We start from the raw sequence: 16407 nt of genomic DNA, 5'->3' as shown, positions 1-16407 counted from the left end.
CGGTTCAGAGCGTTTGCGCGATCGAGCTCGGCACTTCGATCTCCATGTCCAGCAGCATCTGCGCCATGCCCTTGCCGAGCGGGTCCATGCGCATCGAGGACGGCCCGCCACCATCGAGGGCCTCGTGCATAAGGAGGTTCATCGCGGCGATGCCCGGCAGATGGAAGCGCTCCACCCGGCCGCGCACCAGGTGCGCAAACCAGGCCTGCACGGCCTCCGGTGTCACCCGCGCCCACAGCAGCGGCAGCCACTCGGGCCGGCGCGCGACCAGGCCGATGTTCGAGAGGTCGCCCTTGTCGCCGCTGCGCGCCCAGGCCAGCTGGACGAGGCGCACGGGCTGCGTGGGCTCGCCCTCGTCGGCGAAGGGCGCAGGCGCGGCGATCGGCGGTGTCGCGGTGTCGTCGGGCGGCGCCGCAACGGGCACCGCATGGCGCTCGCCGTCGAGCACGAAGCCGGCCTGCACCGCCGCCTTGTCCAGCAGGAAGGCAAAGGGCTTGACCAACGGCGACACCGAAGGCCGCCCGCCGCCCGGCCCGGTGGTGCCCGGCGCCCAGGAGGTGCCCGCGGGCGCGATCTCGCGCGCAAACATCTCGAGGGCCGCTTTCTGAGGATGGTCGGCGACCACCCGCATCATCACCTCGCGCGACGCCTGCGTGCGCGCATGCGGGCCATAGAGCGACTCGGCGCCGATCACCTCGACATGGGTCGCGGTGAAGGGCGGCGCACCGCTCTCGCGCAGGATGCGGCCGGTGCGCTCGAGGATCGCCTCGGCCGTGCGCTGCGCCTTCTTCCCCGCATCGATGCCGACGATCACCAGGCTGCCGGCGCAGCGGAAGCCATCGAGCTGCGTGGCCGAGACCTTGTAGTGCGCACCCGGCGCACGGCCCTTGGCGGCGCTGACCCCCACGCGGTCTTCGCCGCGCTGCTCGATCGCGACCTCGCGGAAGTCGCAGCACACGTCGGGCAGCCGGTAGGCGCCGGGGTCGCCGATCTCGTAGAGCAGCTGCTCGGCCACCGCCGCGCGGATCACGCGGCCGCCCGTGCCCTCGGGCTTGGTCACGATGAAGCTGCCGTCTGCGTGGCACTCCACGATCGGGTAGCCCATGTTCGCCCAGTCGGGAATCTCCTCCCAGTCGGTATGCAGGCCGCCGGTGGCCTGGCAGCCGCACTCGATGATGTGGCCGGCCAGGCTGCCGGAGGCCAGCAGGTCGTAGTCCGCGGCTCCCCACCCGAATTCATGCATCAGCGGCCCCAGCGTGACGGCGCTGTCCACGCATCGCCCGGTGATCACGACGTCGGCGCCTGCGGCCAGCGCGGCGGCGATGGGCTGTGCGCCGACGTAGGCGTTGGCACCCAGCACCCGCGCCGGCAGCGCCTCGCCCGTGGTCATGTCGCACACGCCGCGCTCGCGCAGCACCGGCATCTGCGCGGCGACGTCGTCGCCGTCGACCACCGCGATGCGCAGGGCGATGCCCTCGCTCTCGGCCAGCGCGCGCAGCGCGGCGGCGCAGCCCTGCGGGTTGATGCCGCCCGCATCGCTGACCACCCTGATCCCCTGGCGCTTGACTTCGGCGAGCACAGACTTCATCGCGATCTCGACGAAGTCGGTCGCATAGCCCAGCTCCGGCTTTTTCGCGCGCGCAGCGGCCAGGATCGCCATGGTCGTCTCGGCGAGGTAGTCGAACACCAGGTAGTCGAGCCGGCCTTGGCGCACCAGTTGGGGCGCGGCCACCATGCTGTCGCCCCAGAAGCCCGAGGCGCCGCCGATGCGGACGGTTTTCTGCGAAGCGCTTGGCGTGATGGGAGGCATGAAGCAGTACTCGGCTGGAGCGGGTGGCCCAGCTGGGCAGCTTAGCGAGAGGCTGCGCACCTGGCTTGCGCCAACTCGCTGCGTTGGGGTGGGCGGGTTGCTTCTGTGCCGATGCCGCTATTGATGAAGCGCGATTCCTCGCGGCGCACCTCCGGTGCCACGCGCGTTGCTTGCGAAGCCCGGGCTAGTAGCCGCTCGGCTGGAAGTCCGTGCTTCGCAGGCAGATTTCCACCCGCGGGTTCTCGCGGTAGCGGGCCGTGGCCAGCGCGTCGATGGAATCGGCGTTCCGGTCGTAGGTGCGCACCAGCTCCGTTTCGCCGTCGGGTGCGTGGAAGCGGGCGTGCAGCGCTTCTTCGTCGATCCTGGCGATGATGCGGGCCCCGTCATACCCGTCGGGGTAGATGGCGAACTGGACGCTGCCGGCTGCGGGAAGGAAGATTGCTTCGGAGGCCATAGGAACTTTGGTATTCGTATGGGCAGTATCGGATTTCTTGGTTGAGCAAAAAATAGGCCTGAAGGCGTATATGCCTTACAGGGTGTGACGTATTTCACATTCCCAGGCCTTTGAAGACAAGCGGAGCAAACCCTCCGAGGCGCCGAACTTCCGGCAGGGCTGCGGGTCAGACCGGGCTTTGCTTCCCGTCCTCCCTCATGCGCTGCCTCTCCGTTCACCGATCGATCCGCCTGCTTCTTCTTGCCGCTCTCCTCGGCCCTGCTGCCGGTGCCGCGCAGGCCCAGGAGCTGCCGCCCGGCGTACGCCTGGGCATGGCGGCCGAGGACCTGCAGGCAGCGCTGCCCGGGCTGGAGCGCGTGCAACGGCCGCAGCGCCTCTCCGGCGGCCTCTCGGGCCTTTGGCGCGGGGCGCCGGCATCCGTCGCCGGCCTGCTTTTCGAGCCGGTCTACTACCTGGCCGGCGGGCAGTTGCGGCGGGTGGAATGGGTGGCGGCCGCGCAGGCGGCGCCCGACCTCGGGGCGGCGGCCTTTGCCGAGCTGGTGGCCTGGGGCCGCGGGCAGTTCGGTCCGGAGCTGGCCTCCAGCGACCCGGGCAGCGCCTATGCGGCGTGGGTGCAGGGCGAGGTCGACGTCTATGCCCAGCATGTCAACAACGCGCGCGGCGCCAGCGTGCGCCTGGTCTACAAGGCGCGGCAGCTCAAGGACGCGAGCGAGCTCTGAAGAAGCTGCGAACAGCTTCTGAAGCGTTCTGCGGCCTCAGTGTTCCGCCAGCATGCCGCGCTCCTCGATGAAGGCGACGACATCGGCCAGCCCCTCCCTGGTCTTGAGGTTGGTCATCACGAAGGGCCGCTGCTTGCGCATGCGCTTCGTGTCGGCCTCCATCACGCCCAGGTCGGCACCCACGTAGGGCGCGAGGTCGGTCTTGTTGATCACGAACAGGTCGCTCTTGGTGATGCCGGGGCCGCCCTTGCGCGGGATCTTCTCGCCGGCCGCGACGTCGATCACGTAGATCGTGAGGTCGCTGAGCTCGGGGCTGAAGGTGGCGGCCAGGTTGTCGCCGCCGCTCTCGACGAAGACCACGTCCGCATCGGGAAACTCGGCCAGCATGCGGTCGATGGCCTCGAGGTTGATCGAGGCATCCTCGCGGATTGCGGTGTGCGGGCAGCCGCCGGTCTCCACGCCCATGATGCGCTCGGCCGGCAGCGCGCCGGCCACCGTCAGCAGGCGCTGGTCTTCCTTGGTGTAGATGTCGTTGGTGATGGCGATCAGGTCGTACTTGTCGCGCATCGCCTTGCAGAGCATCTCCAGCAGCGTGGTCTTGCCGGAGCCGACCGGCCCGCCGATGCCCACGCGCAGGGGCGGCAGTCTCTTGGTGCGGTGGGGGATGTGGTGCAGGGCGGAGCTCATGATGGTCGGTTCGGATCAGCTTCTGAAAAGGCGCGAGTACTGGGTTTCGTGGCGCGCCGACAGCACGGCGAGCATGGGAGAAAAAGCCTGGCGCTCATCATCCGCCAGCGCAAGGGCCCGGTCCACTGCCGGGGGGATTTCGGCGGCCAGGCGGCCGAGGATGCGCTGGCCCGCGCTCTGGCCCAGCGGCACGGCCTTGACCGCGGCGGCTGCCATGTTCTCCGCCCAGCCGAAGGCGAAGGCCAGGCAGGCGTCGCGCACGGGTGCCTCGGTGCGGCTGGCGGCGAAGGCAAAGGCGATCGGGTAGCTCGCGGGCAGGGTGTCGAAGATGGCGGCGGCATCGGCGTGCCGCAGCTTGAGCCATTCGACGAAGGAGCGGCCCATTTGCTCGGTCTGCAGCCGGAACTCGGCCGATTCGCGGGTCTGGAACACCCAGTCGTTGAGCTCGCGGAGGCGCGCGAGCTCGCTGCTGCGCCAGGCGGGGATGGCCTGCGCAACGATGGCCAGGTCGCTGCGTGCAAGGCTCAGGTGCAGTTGGCCGGCCAGCCATTCGCAGGCGCCTTCCTCGTTGCCGATGCCGGCCCATTCGATGGCGGCCTCCAGGCCCTCCGAGTAGGAGAAGCCGCCGACCGGCAAGGCCGGCGAGGCCAGCCAGATCAACTGCAGCAGGCTGGCCGCGGGCAGGGCACCCGGCGCGTCAGCCATCAGTGCGAGTGGCCGTGGCCATGCGCGTGGTCGTGCGAATGGGCGTGGTGCTCATGGCCGTCGTCGTGCGAGTGTGGCGCGGCATAGGCATCCGGATGCAGCACCGGCCCGACCGGCGCGGCGCCGTGCGAATGGCCTTGCGTGCCGTAGGCGCCGCCTTCGGGCTCGAAGGCTTCCTCCGCCTCGCGCACGATCAGGTGCATCGATCGCAGCATGCCGGCCAGCACATGGTCAGGCTCGATCTTCAGGTGGTCGGGCTTGAGCTCGATCGGTACATGCCGGTTGCCCAGGTGGTAGGCCGCACGCATCAGGTCGAAGGGCGTGCCGTGCTCGCTGCAATGCGTGATGACCAGCACCGGCTGCTTCGCCGCGATCACCTTGACGAGCGAGCCGTCTTCCGCCACCAGCACGTCGCCGCCGCGCACCAGCGTGCCGCGCGGCAGGAACACGCCCAGCTGGCGGCCTTGGGAATCGGTGGCGTCGAAGCGGCTTTTCTGACGCACGTCCCAGTCGAGTTCGACGGTGGCGGCGCGCTTGAGCAGCACCGGCGCGAGGCCGCCGCCCTGGGGCATGAGTTTGTTGGCTGTGAGCATGAACAAAATGGAAAATGGCTTGAGATAACAGTTGTTCGCCGATAACATAACAACTGTTATAACTTCAGTGGGGCTCGTATGTCGGCACTTAAATTGACGCAGATCGGCAATTCCGTGGGCGTTATCTTGCCCAAAGAGGTCCTGGCCCGCTTGAAGGTTGAAAAGGGGGACACGTTGTTCCTGACGGAAGCGGCTAACGGTGTGATGCTCACTCCCTATGACCCGGACATGGAAGAGCAGTTGAAGCTGGGACGCGAGTTCATGCGCGAGTTTCGCGATACCTTCCACCAACTCGCCAAGTGAGCGTATGGCGCTGGGTCGACCAGCATTCGCTCATCTTGTTGCACGGTGAGAGCCTCGCCGAGCACGGCGGCGCATCGGGCTTGCGCGACGAGGGACTGCTTCAGTCCGCATTGGCTCGACCACGCCATCTCGTTGCCTATGGTGAACCCGATCTTGCCGAGTTGGCAGCAGCCTACGGAATCGGGATTGCCAAGAATCACCCTTTCGTCGACGGCAACAAGCGCGCAGCTCTCCTTGCCGTCGGCTTGTTCCTTGCGCTCAATGGATGGCGATTGAATGTCGCCCAGGCTGAAGCGACCCTTGTGATGTTCGAAGTCGCGGCAAGTGCGATCGACGAGCAAGGGTTTGCTGCCTGGGTTAGGGACCATCTGAAGGAACGCTGAGCCGGCCAGCTCAGAACAGAAAATACCGCTGCGCCATCGGCAACACCACCGCCGGATCGCAGGTGAGCAACTGCCCATCCGCCCGCACCGCATAGGTCTGCGCATCGATCTCCATCTTCGGCGTGTAGCCGTTGTGCACCATATCCTGCTTGCGCACGCCGCGGATGTTCTTCACCGCGCTCAGGGTCTTGGCCAGTCCGTAGCGCTGTCCGATGTTCGCGGCCAGGCCGGCTTGCGAGACGAAGGTCAGCGAGCTCTTCGCCAGCGAACCGCCGAAGGCCCCGAACATCGGCCGGTAGTGCACCGGCTGCGGCGTCGGGATCGATGCGTTGGGGTCGCCCATCGCGGCCATGGCAATCGTGCCGCCCTTGAGGATGGTGAAGGGCTTGACGCCGAAGAAGGCCGGCTTCCACACCACCAGGTCGGCCCACTTGCCGACCTCGACGCTGCCCACCTCGTGCGAGATGCCGTGCGAGATGGCGGGGTTGATCGTGTACTTGGCCACGTAGCGCCTGGCGCGTGCGTTGTCGTTGCGGCCGCCGTCCTCGGGCAGCTTGCCGCGCTGGGCCTTCATCTTGTGTGCGGTCTGCCAGCAGCGCAGGATCACCTCGCCCACCCGGCCCATGGCCTGGCTGTCGGAGCTGAACATGCTGATCGCGCCCAGGTCGTGCAGGATGTCCTCGGCCGCGATGGTCTCCTTGCGGATGCGGCTCTCGGCGAAGGCCAGGTCCTCGGGGATACCGGCGTCCAAGTGGTGGCACACCATCAGCATGTCGACATGCTCGTCGAGCGTGTTGACGGTGTAGGGCATCGTCGGGTTGGTGGAGGAGGGCAGGAAGTTCGCCTCGCCCACCACGCGCAGGATGTCCGGTGCATGGCCACCGCCCGCGCCTTCGGTATGGAAGGCGCAGATCCCGCGGCCCTTCACCGCGGCGATGGTGTTCTCGACAAAGCCCGACTCGTTCAGCGTGTCGCTGTGGATCGCCACCTGCGTGTCAGTGGCGTCGGCCACGTCCAGGCAGTTGCTGATCGCGGCCGGCGTGGTGCCCCAGTCCTCGTGCAGCTTGAGGCCCATCACGCCGGCCTCGATCTGCTCGTTGAGCGCGGCCGGCAGGCTCGCATTGCCCTTGCCGAGGAAGCCGAGGTTCATCGGAAAGGCGTCGGCCGCCTGCAGCATGCGCTCGATGTGCCAGGGGCCCGGCGTCGCGGTGGTCGCGAAGGTGCCGGTGGCCGGGCCGGTGCCGCCGCCCAGCATGGTGGTGATGCCGGAGGCCAGCGCCTCCTCGATCTGCTGCGGGCAGATGAAGTGGATGTGGCTGTCGATGCCGCCCGCGGTGACGATGTTGCCCTCGCAGCTGATGACCTCGGTGCCCGGCCCGATGACGATGTCCACGCCCGGCTGCACGTCCGGATTGCCGGCCTTGCCGATCGCCACGATGCGCCCGCCCTTCAGGCCGATGTCGGCCTTGACGATGCCCCAGTGGTCGAGGATCAGCGCGTTGGTCATGACCGTGTCGACGACGCCCTCGGCGCGTGTGCGCTGCGATTGCGCCATGCCGTCGCGGATGGTCTTGCCGCCGCCGAACTTGACCTCCTCGCCGTAGCCGCCGGCGCGCAGGGTGTAGTCCTCCTCGACCTCGATCACCAGGTCGGTGTCGGCCAGGCGCACGCGGTCGCCGACGGTGGGGCCGAAGATTTCGGCGTAGGCACGCCGGCCAATGGTTGCCATGTCCTAGAGCTTTCCTTGAACCAGTCCGCGAAAGCCGTAGACCACCCGGTCGCCGGCGAAGTCCACCAGTTCGACCGTGCGCTGCTGCCCCGGCTCGAAGCGCACCGCGGTGCCCGAGGCGATGTTCAGGCGCATGCCGCGCGCGGCCTCGCGGTCGAAGTCCAGCGCGCCGTTGGTCTCGGCGAAGTGGTAGTGCGAGCCGACCTGGATCGGCCGGTCGGCCGCGTTGCGCACGACCAGCGTCAGCGTGCGGCGACCGGGGTTGAGGGTGTGATCGCCCTCGTCGGTGATCAGTTCGCCGGGGATCATGCGAGGCCGCCGAGCAGGGCGACGCCGAAGATCGCGACGGCCGCGCCGGCGACGCGCGGCATCCAGCGATGGCCGTGGCGCAGTGCCCAGCCGATCGCGATGCCGGCGGCATGCAGCAGCACCGTCGCGGCCAGCATGCCGGCCAGCGTCAGCGCGGCGCCCGATTCGCCGGCCAGTTCCTGCCCGTGCGCGACGCCATGGAACACCGCGAACACGCCGACCAGCGCCGCCGCGGCCAGCGCCGGCAGCCGCCGCTGCGTGAAGACCAAAAGCCCCAGCACCAGCAGCGAGGCCGCGATCATGGGCTCCACCGCCGGCAACTGCACGCCCGCCAGGCCCAGCAGGGCGCCGGCCAGCAGCATCAGCGCAAAGCCCAGCGGCGCCCACAGCAGATCGGGCCAGGCGCGGCGCGCGGTGAGCGCGCTCCACAGGCCCACCGCGACCATCGCGGCGAGGTGATCCGGCCCGGTCAACGGATGCAAAAGGCCGGCGGCCAGGCCGTGGTGCAGGCCGGCATCGGCGCCGGTGTGGGCGGCCGCGGCCATTGGCAGCGCGGCGATCAGGAGCAGGGGGGCTTGGCGAAGAAGGCGCATGGTCATGGTGTGTGTGGCTTGTTGTTCAGACGATGGGCTGGTGGACCGTGACGAGCTTGGTGCCGTCCGGGAACGTGGCCTCGACCTGGATGTCCGGAATCATCTCGGCCACCCCCTCCATCACGTCGGCGCGCGACAGGATGCTGCGGCCCTCGCTCATCAGCGCGGCCACGGTCTTGCCGTCGCGCGCGCCTTCCATCACGGCGGCCGAGATCAGCGCCACCGCCTCCGGATAGTTGAGCTTGAGCCCGCGTGCGCGGCGCCGCTCTGCCAGCAGGGCGGCGGTGAAGATCAGGAGCTTGTCTTTTTCGCGCGGTGTCAGTTCCATGGGCGGGGTCGTATCGCTTTGTTGGGCGGCCATTATGGGCAGCCCCGGGGCATTGCAACAGTCGTGCCGATGGCACGGAACCTGCACCTGGGCGATGTGGACCCGACCGCCGTTCCTCCGCTCGCCAGCGACGAAGCGCCGCAGCGCATCGTCAAGGTCCGGCGCGACTACAACAGCTGGGTGGCGCGCGAGACGCTCGAGGACTACGCGCTGCGCTTCACCCCGCAGCGCTTTCGCCGCATGTCGGAATGGCGCGTGGCCAGCACGGCCTTCGGCGGCGCGGCCTCCTTCCTGATCCTCGAGGCGGTGGGCGCCACGCTGCTGGTGCAGTACGGCTTCGTCAACGCGGCCTGGGCCATTCTGGCGACCGGGCTGATCATCTTCCTGGCCGGCCTGCCCATCAGCGTCTACGCCGCGCGCTACGGCGTGGACATGGACCTCCTCACCCGCGGCGCCGGCTTCGGCTACATCGGCTCCACGCTGACCTCGCTGATCTACGCCTCCTTCACCTTCATCTTCTTCGCGCTCGAGGCCGCTGTGATGGCCTATGCGCTGGAGCTGGCGCTGGGCATTCCGCCGGCCTGGGGCTACCTGGTCTGCGCGCTGGTGGTCATTCCACTGGTCACGCACGGCATCTCGGCCATCAGCCGGCTGCAGGTCTGGACCCAGCCCATCTGGCTGTTGATGCTGGTGGTGCCCTTTGCCTATGTGCTGGTGCGCGATCCTGGTGCGTTCGCAGGCATCGTGCACTACAACGGCCTCAAGCCGGGCCAGATCGGGTTCGACCTGCACCTCTTCGGTGCTGCGCTCACCGTCGGCATCGCGTTGATCACCCAGATGGGCGAGCAGGCCGACTACCTGCGCTTCATGCCGGTCCGCACCGCCGCCAACCGCGGCCGCTGGTGGGCCAGCGTGCTGGCGGGCGGGCCGGGCTGGGTGGCGCTGGGCGTGCTCAAGATGCTCGGTGGTGCGCTGCTGGCCTACCTCGCCATCGGCCACATGGTGCCGCCCGAGCGCGCGGTGGACCCGAACCAGATGTACCTGGCCGCCTACGAGTACGTGTTCCCGCAGTACGGCTGGGCGGTGGCGGCCACGGCGCTGTTCGTGGTGATCTCGCAGCTCAAGATCAACGTCACCAACGCCTACGCCGGCTCGCTGGCCTGGAGCAACTTCTTCTCGCGCGTCACCCACAGCCATCCGGGGCGGGTGGTGTGGGTGGTGTTCAACGCGCTGATCGCCTTCATGCTGATGGAGATGAACGTGTTCGAGGCCCTGGGCGACGTGCTGGGCCTGTACGCCAACATCGCCATCGCCTGGATGATGGCGGTGGTGGCCGACCTTGTGGTCAACAAGCCGCTGGGGCTGTCGCCGCCGGGCATCGAGTTCAAGCGCGCGCACCTGTGGGACATCAACCCGGTGGGCGTGGGCGCGATGGCGCTGGCCTCGGTGCTGTCCATCAGCGCGCACCTGGGCGCCTTCGGCCGGACCGCGCAGGCCTTCTCGGCGCTGATCGCGCTCGGCACGGCCTTCGCCGCGGCGCCGCTGATCGCCTGGGTCACGCGCGGCAAGTACTACATCGCGCGGGTGTCGGGCGAAAGCGGCGCCGCCGCCTTCGCGCCGGCCACCGGGCAGCGCGCGGTGCGCTGGGCGCGAGTCGAATCGGAAGCCGGCAGCTATCGGCGCCTGAGCACCCAGCGCTGCGTGATCTGCGAGCGCGACTACGAAGGCCCCGACATGGCGCACTGCCCCGCCTACCAGGGCGCGATCTGCTCGCTGTGCTGCACGCTCGATGCGCGCTGCGGCGACCTGTGCAAGCCCGAGGCGAGCCTGTCGGCGCAGTGGTCGGGGGCGTTGCGCTGGCTGCTGCCGCGCCGCGTCTGGCCCTATCTCGATACCGGCCTCGGACACTTCCTGCTGCTGATGCTGATCGTCGTGCCCCTGCTGGCTGCGGTCTTCGGCGTGCTCTACCAGCAGGAGCTGCGCGGCGTCGCCGAGAGCGCGCTGACCGACATGGCGCAGTCCACCGCGTCCCTGCGCTCCGGCTTCCTCAAGGCCTACATGGCGCTGCTGCTGATCGCCGGCATCGTCGCCTGGTGGCTGGTGCTGGCGCACCAGAGCCGCAAGGTGGCGCAGGAGGAATCGAACCGCCAGACGCGCTTGCTGATGCGCGAGATCGAACTGCACCGCCAGACCGACCGCGCACTGCAGGCGGCCAAGCAGACGGCCGAGCAGGCCCGCGAGCAGGCGGACCAGGCCAACCAGGCCAAGAGCCGCTACATCAGCGCCATCAGCCACGAGCTGCGCACGCCGCTCAACAGCATCCTCGGCTATGCCCAGCTCATGGGCGAGGACGCGGCCGTGCCGCCGCACCGGCGGCAGGCGGTGGCGGTGATCAAGCGCGGCGGCGAGCACCTGCTGTCGCTGATCGAGGGCACGCTGGACATTGCCCATATCGAGGCCGGCAAGCTCACGCTGCATGCCCGGCCCATGCAGTTCGCCGAGCTCATGACCGAGCTGGCCGACATGTTCGAGCTGCAGGCGGCCGAGAAGGGCCTGGCCTTCCGCTTCGAGCCCGAAGGCGACCTGCCCGAGCTGGTGCGGGCCGACGAGAAGCGCGTGCGGCAGATCCTCATCAACCTGCTGGGCAACGCGATCAAGTTCACCGCCAGCGGGCGCGTCACGCTGCGCCTGCGCTATGCGCGCGAGTTCGCGGCCATCGAGGTCGAGGACACGGGCCCGGGCATGTCGTCCGAGGAACTCGGCCGCATCTTCGAGCCCTTCGCACGCGGCGCGAGCGCGGGCCCGTCGGCGCCGGGCGCGGGCCTGGGCCTGACCATCGCGAAGATGCTGATCGACCTGATGGGCGGCGAGATGAAGGTGCAGAGCGCGCCCGGCGCCGGCTCGCTGTTCCGCGTGCGCCTGTTCCTGCCGCGCGTGCACCAGACCCCCGGCGCGGGCATTCGGCGCGTCGCTGCGGCGCCGGCGCCGCGCCCGCGCCGCGGCTACGAAGGCCCGCGACGGCGCCTGCTGGTGGTCGACAACGAGGAGGCCGACCGCGAGCTGCTCGTGCAGCTGCTGGCGCCGCTGGGCTTCGAGCTGCGCACCGCCGCCAGCGGCCACGATGCGCTCGACCTGGTGGCGGCCGGCTGGCATCCGCACGCGATGTTCGTCGACCTCGCGATGCCCGGCATCGACGGCTGGGAGACCATCCGCCGCGCCCGCGCGCTCGGCCTCGCCGAGGCGCAGGTCGCGATCGTCTCGGCCAACGCCTTCGACAAGCGGCTGGACAACGACGTCGGCATCGCGCCCGAGGACTTCTTCGTCAAGCCGGTGCGCCACAGCGAGCTGCTCGACTGGCTGGAGCGCCGCCTGGCCCTGCGCTGGACCGACAGCGCCGCCGCCGCGCAGCCGGCCCCGGCCGAGCCCGCAGGCGCGCTGCCCGAGGCCGCGCGCCTGCGCACGCTCGGTGACGCGGTGGGCCTGGGATACTTCCGCGGCATCATGAACGAGCTCGACGCCATCGACGCCGCCCAGCCCGAGTGCGCGGCCTGGACTGCCGCGCAGCGCACGCTGGCGCGCCAGTTCCACTTCGAGGCCATGAGCCGTGCGTTGACCGCGGCCGAAGGCGGAGTGCTCGAATGAGCCAAGAGACCCCGCCGCCCCTGGTCCAGAGCCTGCGCGAGCACGCCGGCACCGGCGACCTGGTGCTGATCGTCGACGACGTGCCCGACAACCTCGCCGTGCTGCACGACGCGCTGGACGAATCCGGCTACGCCGTGCTGGTCGCCACCAGCGGCGAGCAGGCGCTGCAGCGCGTCACCCAGGCCCGGCCCGACATCGTGCTGCTCGACGCGATGATGCCGGGCATCGACGGCTTCGAAGTCGCGCGCCGGCTCAAGGCCGATGCCGCGACGGCCCACATCCCTATCGTCTTCATGACCGGCCTCACCGAGACCGAGCACCTGGTGGCGGCACTGGACGCGGGCGGCGTCGACTACGTCACCAAGCCGATCAAGCCGAAAGAAGTGCTGGCGCGCATGAACGTGCACCTGCAGGGCGCGCGCCGCGCGCGGCAGGCGGCGCAGCAGGCCGGCCAGGCGCGCAGCGCGCTCGATGCCTTTGGCTACGCCAGCTTCACCGTGCGCATGCCCGAGGGCCGGCTGATCTGGCAGACCGCGCTGGCGCGCGAGCTGCTGCAGCGCTACTGCGCAAGCAGCGCGCCGGCCACGCCGCCGGCGGTGCTGGAGTGGCTGCACCGGCACCTGCCCGATGCACGGCAGCGCCAGATCGAGCCGCCCGTGCTCGCCATCGCGCACGGCGCCGCGACGCTCAACCTGCGCCTGCACCAGCAGACCGGCCAGGACGAGGCCGGCGACGACTGGCTGATCATCATGCGCGAGGTCTCCGACTCGGCCGTCATCGAGGCGATGAGCCTGAGCCTGAAGCTCACCGCCCGCGAGGCCGAGGTGCTCTACTGGGTGGTCAAGGGCAAGACCAACCGGGACATCGGCGAGATCCTCGGCAGCAGCCCGGCCACGGCCAAGAAGCACCTGGAGCGCGTGTACGTGAAGCTGGGCGTCGAGACGCGGACCGCGGCAGCGGGCGTGGCGATCAAGCGCATCCGCGAGCTGCAGCCGCAGTTCGAGTTGTGAGGGTCTGTGCGCGGATGAACTGACACGGGTCGCTCCTAGAATCCGCGGCCATGATCCGACGCGCACTGGCAGTCCTGTTTTGGCTGGCCGCGGTTTCCGCCCAGGCCGGCGGCCATTTCGATGTGGACGACGCGGGGACGCTCGATCCGGGCCAGTGCCAGTACGAGCTCTGGGGCACCCGCGTGCGCAGCGAGGACGCCACGTTGTGGCACCTCGGGCCGGCCTGCCGCGTCGGGCCGGTCGAGCTGGGGCTGAACCTCGATCGCATCTCGGTGCCCGGCGATGCGGTCCATGTGCTCGGGCCGCAGCTCAAGTGGACCTTCCTCGGCCAGGAGCCCGAGGCGCGCTGGAGCGCGGCCGTCTCGATGGGCTTCTCTTCCCAGCTGCCGCGGCGCGGCGGGCGCACCGGCGGGCAGTTCGTCGTTCCGGTGACATGGCGCGCCACCGGCAGCCTGATGGTCCATGCCAACCTGGGCGCCGACTGGGCCATCGGCAGCGGCACGCGCACCGGCCGCGGCGGCCTGGCGGGGGAGTGGGCGCTGAACGACACGGTCTCGCTGATCGCGGAACGCAACCGCGCCTTCGGCCTCTGGACCTCGCGCGTCGGGGCGCGCGTCAGCATCACGCCGCTGATCAGCATCGACCTCAGCGCGGCGCGCACCGGGCCGGGCGGCGTGCGGAGCTTCTCGGTCGGGCTGAACCACGAGTTCGGGCGGTGAACCTGCCGCCCTGCCGAGATACTGCGACCGATAGTTGTACTGCCAAATTTTGGCGGCGCAGTATAACTATCGCCACAGCTTCCGAACCCCCTCTTCGAGGACCGAACTTCGCGCCCGGGTCGGCCAGTTAGCGGCTGGGACTCGGCTCCAGGACCTTGAAGTCGAAGAACGCCGTCGAGGCGTAGGCCGTTTCGGAGATCTCGCTGACGGCGGGTGCCGGCGCCGAGAAATCGAGGAAGTCGGTGGGCGCGAACGCGCTCTCGTGCTGGGCCTTCAGCTGTGCGTGGCGTTCCTTGGCATTGGCCCGCAGCCGGGCCAGGTCGGCCCGGACCTCCTCGAGCGAGCGCACGCCGGAGTGGCTGCCGGCGCCACCTTCGCAGCGGCAGGGCGGCGGCAACGGGCGTTCGGAACGGGAATCGGGAGCCACGACCGGGGCGGGGCTGGCTGGTTCAGAACCAGGACGTACCGGCGCAGCGTCATGGCGCACTGGCGTCGGCGCCTGAGTTTGCGTGGCAGTGGCAGTGGCAGTGGCAGTGGCAGGGCGGCGGGAAGCACCAGCGAATCCTGCGGGACAGGCGTCGCGATGCGCGCTACGGGCTTTTCCACGCTCGCAGCAGTTGCGGTCGGCTTCACCGCACGCACCAGCGGCGGCGTCACCCGGGGCGCATGCGCGTGGTCGCGCTCGCAGGCCGGACCGCCGGCGAACGCCATGCGATGCGCGGCGCGTCGTTCCGTCTTGCGCTTTCCGCTGAAAGCCGCCGGCAGGCCACCCAGCAGCGCAAGGATCTGGCCGAGAAAGCGGTTTGCAATCATCGTGTCGCCCTAAAGTGTTGTTGGCGCGATTGTGTGCGGGGCAGAGTGAGGTCGAATGGGCTACATCTCGCAGATTCCTACGATCCTGCGTAGAACCGCACGAAGGCGCGCTAGAAAGTGTTTGCCGGGCCTGGTCAGCCGCTGACCAGCGCGCGGTAGTCCCGCCGCGTCGCCGGCGCCACCGAATCCACCAGTTGCGCGTAGGGGGTCTTGTGCCGTGCCAGCATGCGCGCCGAGGCGACCGCCCTGGAGCGGCAATACCAATGGCAGGTGTGCTGCATGAGGAACAGCTCGGCCGACATGGTGTAGGCCTTGCTCTTGGGCGCCTGCTGCAGGCTGTTGGCTGCGGCATCGGCGATGCCGCGGGCGTGGATGGCGAGGGCGCGGCGCATGTCGAAGCTGCGCGCCGGGAACAGGCGGTCGGCGAAGGGCAGGGCAAGCGGCAGCGTGCTCACGCGTGCCTCGGCGTCCCCGACCCGCGCGAAATCGGCGGTGAAGCGCTGGAACTGGCCGACCAGCGTTTGCTCGGTTGTGTCGAGCAGCTTCCAGATCTGCTCGCGCCGCGTCGGGTCGTTCTCGCCGAGGCAGCGCAGGTACCCCTCGGTCAGGTTCTCCATCAGCGTCTCGATCTGATAGCGGCCCAGGTGGCCGGCCAGCAGCGCGATGCGCTTCTTCTGTTCGCGGGTCTTCTGCAGGTAGGCGGCGAGCAGGAGCAGAGCCGCCAGGGTGAGGAATTCCATGAAATGTGTCCGGGCAGCGATGCAGCAGCAGGGGAGTGTAGTGAGCGGGTGCCAGTCCAATGATTCAGTGGACTACTCCTCACTGCCACAGGTCGTCGAAGCCGCCGGGCGGCTCCAGCCGCTTGCCGCGCAGCACCAGGCGCAGCGGCCCCGGCATCACGCGGACGCGTTCGGGATGCAACGCGTCGCCGGGATAGGCGGTGGCGCGGTGGCCGTCGATCTCGAAGGTCAGCGGGCGCACGACGCAGGGCGCGCGGGCTTCCGCCTCGGCCATCATGGCGTCGACGCTGGCGTGGCGCGCGAGGTGCGCGAGGCTCATGATCTGCGGCGCCGCGAGCGCGATCTCGCCCTGCCAGTAGCGCTCCAGTGCGGCGCGCGGATGCAGCCAGGCGCTCAGCACGGCCTCGTGGTCGTCGTGCCGCGGCTCCTGGCCCTCCGGCGCGCGAGCGATGAAGAAGCGCGTGTCGAAGCGCTTGCCCGGCGAGTGCAGGGCGTTCAGCGGCGTGATCCAGCGCGACCAGGGCCGCATGGCACGGGTGGCCAGGCGCACGCCGAGGCGGCCCAGCAGGTCGTTGAAGGCCAGGCCCTGGGCGCCCAGTGCAGCGGCCTGCAGGGCGCCTGGGCCGTCGAGGCCCTCGGCGAGCAGCAGCCCGCATTCCTCGAAGACCTCGCGCACGGCGGCAACGTGGATCGCGGCCGCAGTGGCGGGGTCGATGTCGGGGTCGCCGAGCAGCGCGTGCAGGCGTTCGGGCGGCTCGTCCAGGTGGGCCTGCGCATCGAGCTGCGCGTCAGCTGCGTCGACCTTGCCGCCGGGAAACACGTAGGAGCCGCTGTCCGACAGCATTACGGCGTTGATCATCAGCACTTCGG

The 16407-nt window shown here is 69.5% G+C and carries 18 protein-coding genes; 6 read left to right on the top strand and 12 right to left on the bottom strand.

What is annotated here, in order from left to right; genetic code table 11:
• Window positions 1-4: 4 nt before the first annotated feature.
• Together GXN78_RS07370 and GXN78_RS07365 are read right to left on the bottom strand one after the other, a co-directional pair.
• Window positions 5-1810, bottom strand: a complete 1806-nt coding sequence (locus GXN78_RS07370; RefSeq protein ID WP_106555795.1) for an acyclic terpene utilization AtuA family protein — start codon at window positions 1808-1810, stop codon at window positions 5-7.
• Between the two features lie 184 nt (window positions 1811-1994).
• Window positions 1995-2264: a hypothetical protein gene (locus tag GXN78_RS07365; RefSeq protein ID WP_106555794.1), complete on the bottom strand. Its 270-nt coding sequence runs from the start codon at window positions 2262-2264 to the stop codon at window positions 1995-1997.
• A gap of 197 nt (window positions 2265-2461) precedes the next feature.
• On the opposite strand from GXN78_RS07365, the gene GXN78_RS07360 reads away from it, so the two are divergent.
• A complete protein-coding gene (locus GXN78_RS07360; RefSeq protein ID WP_239142635.1) occupies window positions 2462-2983 on the top strand; it encodes a hypothetical protein in 522 nt (173 codons plus the stop codon).
• Between the two features lie 36 nt (window positions 2984-3019).
• On the opposite strand, the gene ureG is transcribed toward GXN78_RS07360, so the two are convergent.
• Genes ureG through ureE form a run of 3 tightly spaced genes read right to left on the bottom strand, consistent with a single transcriptional unit; the run spans window position 3020 to window position 4968 of the window.
• On the bottom strand, window positions 3020-3670 hold the full coding sequence (gene ureG / locus GXN78_RS07355) for an urease accessory protein UreG (RefSeq protein ID WP_106555792.1): 651 nt from the start codon (window positions 3668-3670) through the stop codon (window positions 3020-3022).
• Between the two features lie 15 nt (window positions 3671-3685).
• Window positions 3686-4375: an urease accessory UreF family protein gene (locus tag GXN78_RS07350; protein ID WP_106555791.1), complete on the bottom strand. Its 690-nt coding sequence runs from the start codon at window positions 4373-4375 to the stop codon at window positions 3686-3688.
• Window positions 4375-4968, bottom strand: a complete 594-nt coding sequence (ureE, locus tag GXN78_RS07345) for an urease accessory protein UreE (RefSeq protein WP_106555912.1) — start codon at window positions 4966-4968, stop codon at window positions 4375-4377. The genes GXN78_RS07350 and ureE overlap by 1 nt, the downstream gene beginning before the upstream one ends.
• Before the next feature lie 78 nt (window positions 4969-5046).
• Here ureE and GXN78_RS07340 point away from each other — a divergent pair, with 78 nt between their 5' ends.
• On the top strand, window positions 5047-5271 hold the full coding sequence (locus GXN78_RS07340; protein WP_106555790.1) for an AbrB/MazE/SpoVT family DNA-binding domain-containing protein: 225 nt from the start codon (window positions 5047-5049) through the stop codon (window positions 5269-5271).
• Window positions 5268-5654, top strand: a complete 387-nt coding sequence (locus GXN78_RS07335) for a type II toxin-antitoxin system death-on-curing family toxin (RefSeq protein ID WP_106555789.1) — start codon at window positions 5268-5270, stop codon at window positions 5652-5654. Before GXN78_RS07340 ends, GXN78_RS07335 begins: the two co-directional genes overlap by 4 nt.
• Before the next feature lie 10 nt (window positions 5655-5664).
• On the opposite strand, the gene ureC is transcribed toward GXN78_RS07335, so the two are convergent.
• From ureC to GXN78_RS07315, 4 genes are read right to left on the bottom strand one after another with little or no spacing between them, the layout of a single operon-like run.
• The gene (gene ureC / locus GXN78_RS07330) at window positions 5665-7383 is read right to left on the bottom strand and encodes an urease subunit alpha (protein ID WP_106555788.1); all 1719 of its coding nucleotides are present in this window, start codon (window positions 7381-7383) and stop codon (window positions 5665-5667) included.
• Between the two features lie 3 nt (window positions 7384-7386).
• A complete protein-coding gene (locus tag GXN78_RS07325; protein ID WP_106555787.1) occupies window positions 7387-7692 on the bottom strand; it encodes an urease subunit beta in 306 nt (101 codons plus the stop codon).
• Window positions 7689-8285: a HupE/UreJ family protein gene (locus GXN78_RS07320; protein WP_106555911.1), complete on the bottom strand. Its 597-nt coding sequence runs from the start codon at window positions 8283-8285 to the stop codon at window positions 7689-7691. Before GXN78_RS07320 ends, GXN78_RS07325 begins: the two co-directional genes overlap by 4 nt.
• A gap of 25 nt (window positions 8286-8310) precedes the next feature.
• Window positions 8311-8613 carry an urease subunit gamma gene (locus GXN78_RS07315; RefSeq protein ID WP_068681614.1) on the bottom strand — a complete coding sequence of 101 codons (303 nt, stop codon included), beginning with the start codon at window positions 8611-8613 and terminating at the stop codon, window positions 8311-8313.
• A gap of 69 nt (window positions 8614-8682) precedes the next feature.
• On the opposite strand from GXN78_RS07315, the gene GXN78_RS07310 reads away from it, so the two are divergent.
• The 3 genes from GXN78_RS07310 to GXN78_RS07300 are packed head-to-tail and all read left to right on the top strand — an operon-like array spanning window position 8683 to window position 13984.
• Window positions 8683-12255 (top strand): ATP-binding protein, encoded by a 3573-nt coding sequence (locus GXN78_RS07310; RefSeq protein ID WP_106555786.1) that lies wholly within the window; start codon window positions 8683-8685, stop codon window positions 12253-12255.
• Window positions 12252-13265 (top strand): response regulator transcription factor, encoded by a 1014-nt coding sequence (locus GXN78_RS07305; protein WP_106555785.1) that lies wholly within the window; start codon window positions 12252-12254, stop codon window positions 13263-13265. The genes GXN78_RS07310 and GXN78_RS07305 overlap by 4 nt, the downstream gene beginning before the upstream one ends.
• Window positions 13266-13315: 50 nt before the next feature.
• On the top strand, window positions 13316-13984 hold the full coding sequence (locus GXN78_RS07300) for a hypothetical protein (RefSeq protein ID WP_239142634.1): 669 nt from the start codon (window positions 13316-13318) through the stop codon (window positions 13982-13984).
• Between the two features lie 127 nt (window positions 13985-14111).
• Here the strand turns inward: GXN78_RS07300 and GXN78_RS07295 are convergent, their stop codons facing one another.
• The 3 genes from GXN78_RS07295 to GXN78_RS07285 all read right to left on the bottom strand — a co-directional run bounded on the left by GXN78_RS07295 (window position 14112) and on the right by GXN78_RS07285 (window position 16396).
• Complete coding sequence (locus GXN78_RS07295; protein WP_164255381.1) at window positions 14112-14411, bottom strand: hypothetical protein; 300 nt, start codon at window positions 14409-14411, stop codon at window positions 14112-14114.
• A 520-nt stretch (window positions 14412-14931) separates the two neighbouring features.
• The gene (locus GXN78_RS07290; protein WP_106555784.1) at window positions 14932-15537 is read right to left on the bottom strand and encodes a hypothetical protein; all 606 of its coding nucleotides are present in this window, start codon (window positions 15535-15537) and stop codon (window positions 14932-14934) included.
• Between the two features lie 79 nt (window positions 15538-15616).
• The gene (locus GXN78_RS07285) at window positions 15617-16396 is read right to left on the bottom strand and encodes an NUDIX hydrolase (protein WP_164255380.1); all 780 of its coding nucleotides are present in this window, start codon (window positions 16394-16396) and stop codon (window positions 15617-15619) included.
• Window positions 16397-16407 lie beyond the last annotated feature (11 nt).

This window comes from Variovorax sp. WS11, assembly GCF_010499245.1.
GTDB lineage: Bacteria > Pseudomonadota > Gammaproteobacteria > Burkholderiales > Burkholderiaceae_C > Variovorax.
This window is presented reverse-complemented; position numbering and strand designations above follow the sequence as displayed.

Coding starts and splice junctions, on each gene's coding strand:
- GXN78_RS07370 (WP_106555795.1), bottom strand. CDS start 1,810: ATGCCTCCCATCACGCCAAGCGCTTCGCAGAAAACCGTCCGCATCGGC.
- GXN78_RS07365 (WP_106555794.1), bottom strand. CDS start 2,264: ATGGCCTCCGAAGCAATCTTCCTTCCCGCAGCCGGCAGCGTCCAGTTC.
- GXN78_RS07360 (WP_239142635.1), top strand. CDS start 2,462: ATGCGCTGCCTCTCCGTTCACCGATCGATCCGCCTGCTTCTTCTTGCC.
- ureG (WP_106555792.1), bottom strand. CDS start 3,670: ATGAGCTCCGCCCTGCACCACATCCCCCACCGCACCAAGAGACTGCCG.
- GXN78_RS07350 (WP_106555791.1), bottom strand. CDS start 4,375: ATGGCTGACGCGCCGGGTGCCCTGCCCGCGGCCAGCCTGCTGCAGTTG.
- ureE (WP_106555912.1), bottom strand. CDS start 4,968: ATGCTCACAGCCAACAAACTCATGCCCCAGGGCGGCGGCCTCGCGCCG.
- GXN78_RS07340 (WP_106555790.1), top strand. CDS start 5,047: ATGTCGGCACTTAAATTGACGCAGATCGGCAATTCCGTGGGCGTTATC.
- ureC (WP_106555788.1), bottom strand. CDS start 7,383: ATGGCAACCATTGGCCGGCGTGCCTACGCCGAAATCTTCGGCCCCACC.
- GXN78_RS07325 (WP_106555787.1), bottom strand. CDS start 7,692: ATGATCCCCGGCGAACTGATCACCGACGAGGGCGATCACACCCTCAAC.
- GXN78_RS07320 (WP_106555911.1), bottom strand. CDS start 8,285: ATGCGCCTTCTTCGCCAAGCCCCCCTGCTCCTGATCGCCGCGCTGCCA.
- GXN78_RS07315 (WP_068681614.1), bottom strand. CDS start 8,613: ATGGAACTGACACCGCGCGAAAAAGACAAGCTCCTGATCTTCACCGCC.
- GXN78_RS07310 (WP_106555786.1), top strand. CDS start 8,683: ATGGCACGGAACCTGCACCTGGGCGATGTGGACCCGACCGCCGTTCCT.
- GXN78_RS07305 (WP_106555785.1), top strand. CDS start 12,252: ATGAGCCAAGAGACCCCGCCGCCCCTGGTCCAGAGCCTGCGCGAGCAC.
- GXN78_RS07300 (WP_239142634.1), top strand. CDS start 13,316: ATGATCCGACGCGCACTGGCAGTCCTGTTTTGGCTGGCCGCGGTTTCC.
- GXN78_RS07290 (WP_106555784.1), bottom strand. CDS start 15,537: ATGGAATTCCTCACCCTGGCGGCTCTGCTCCTGCTCGCCGCCTACCTG.
- GXN78_RS07285 (WP_164255380.1), bottom strand. CDS start 16,396: ATGATCAACGCCGTAATGCTGTCGGACAGCGGCTCCTACGTGTTTCCC.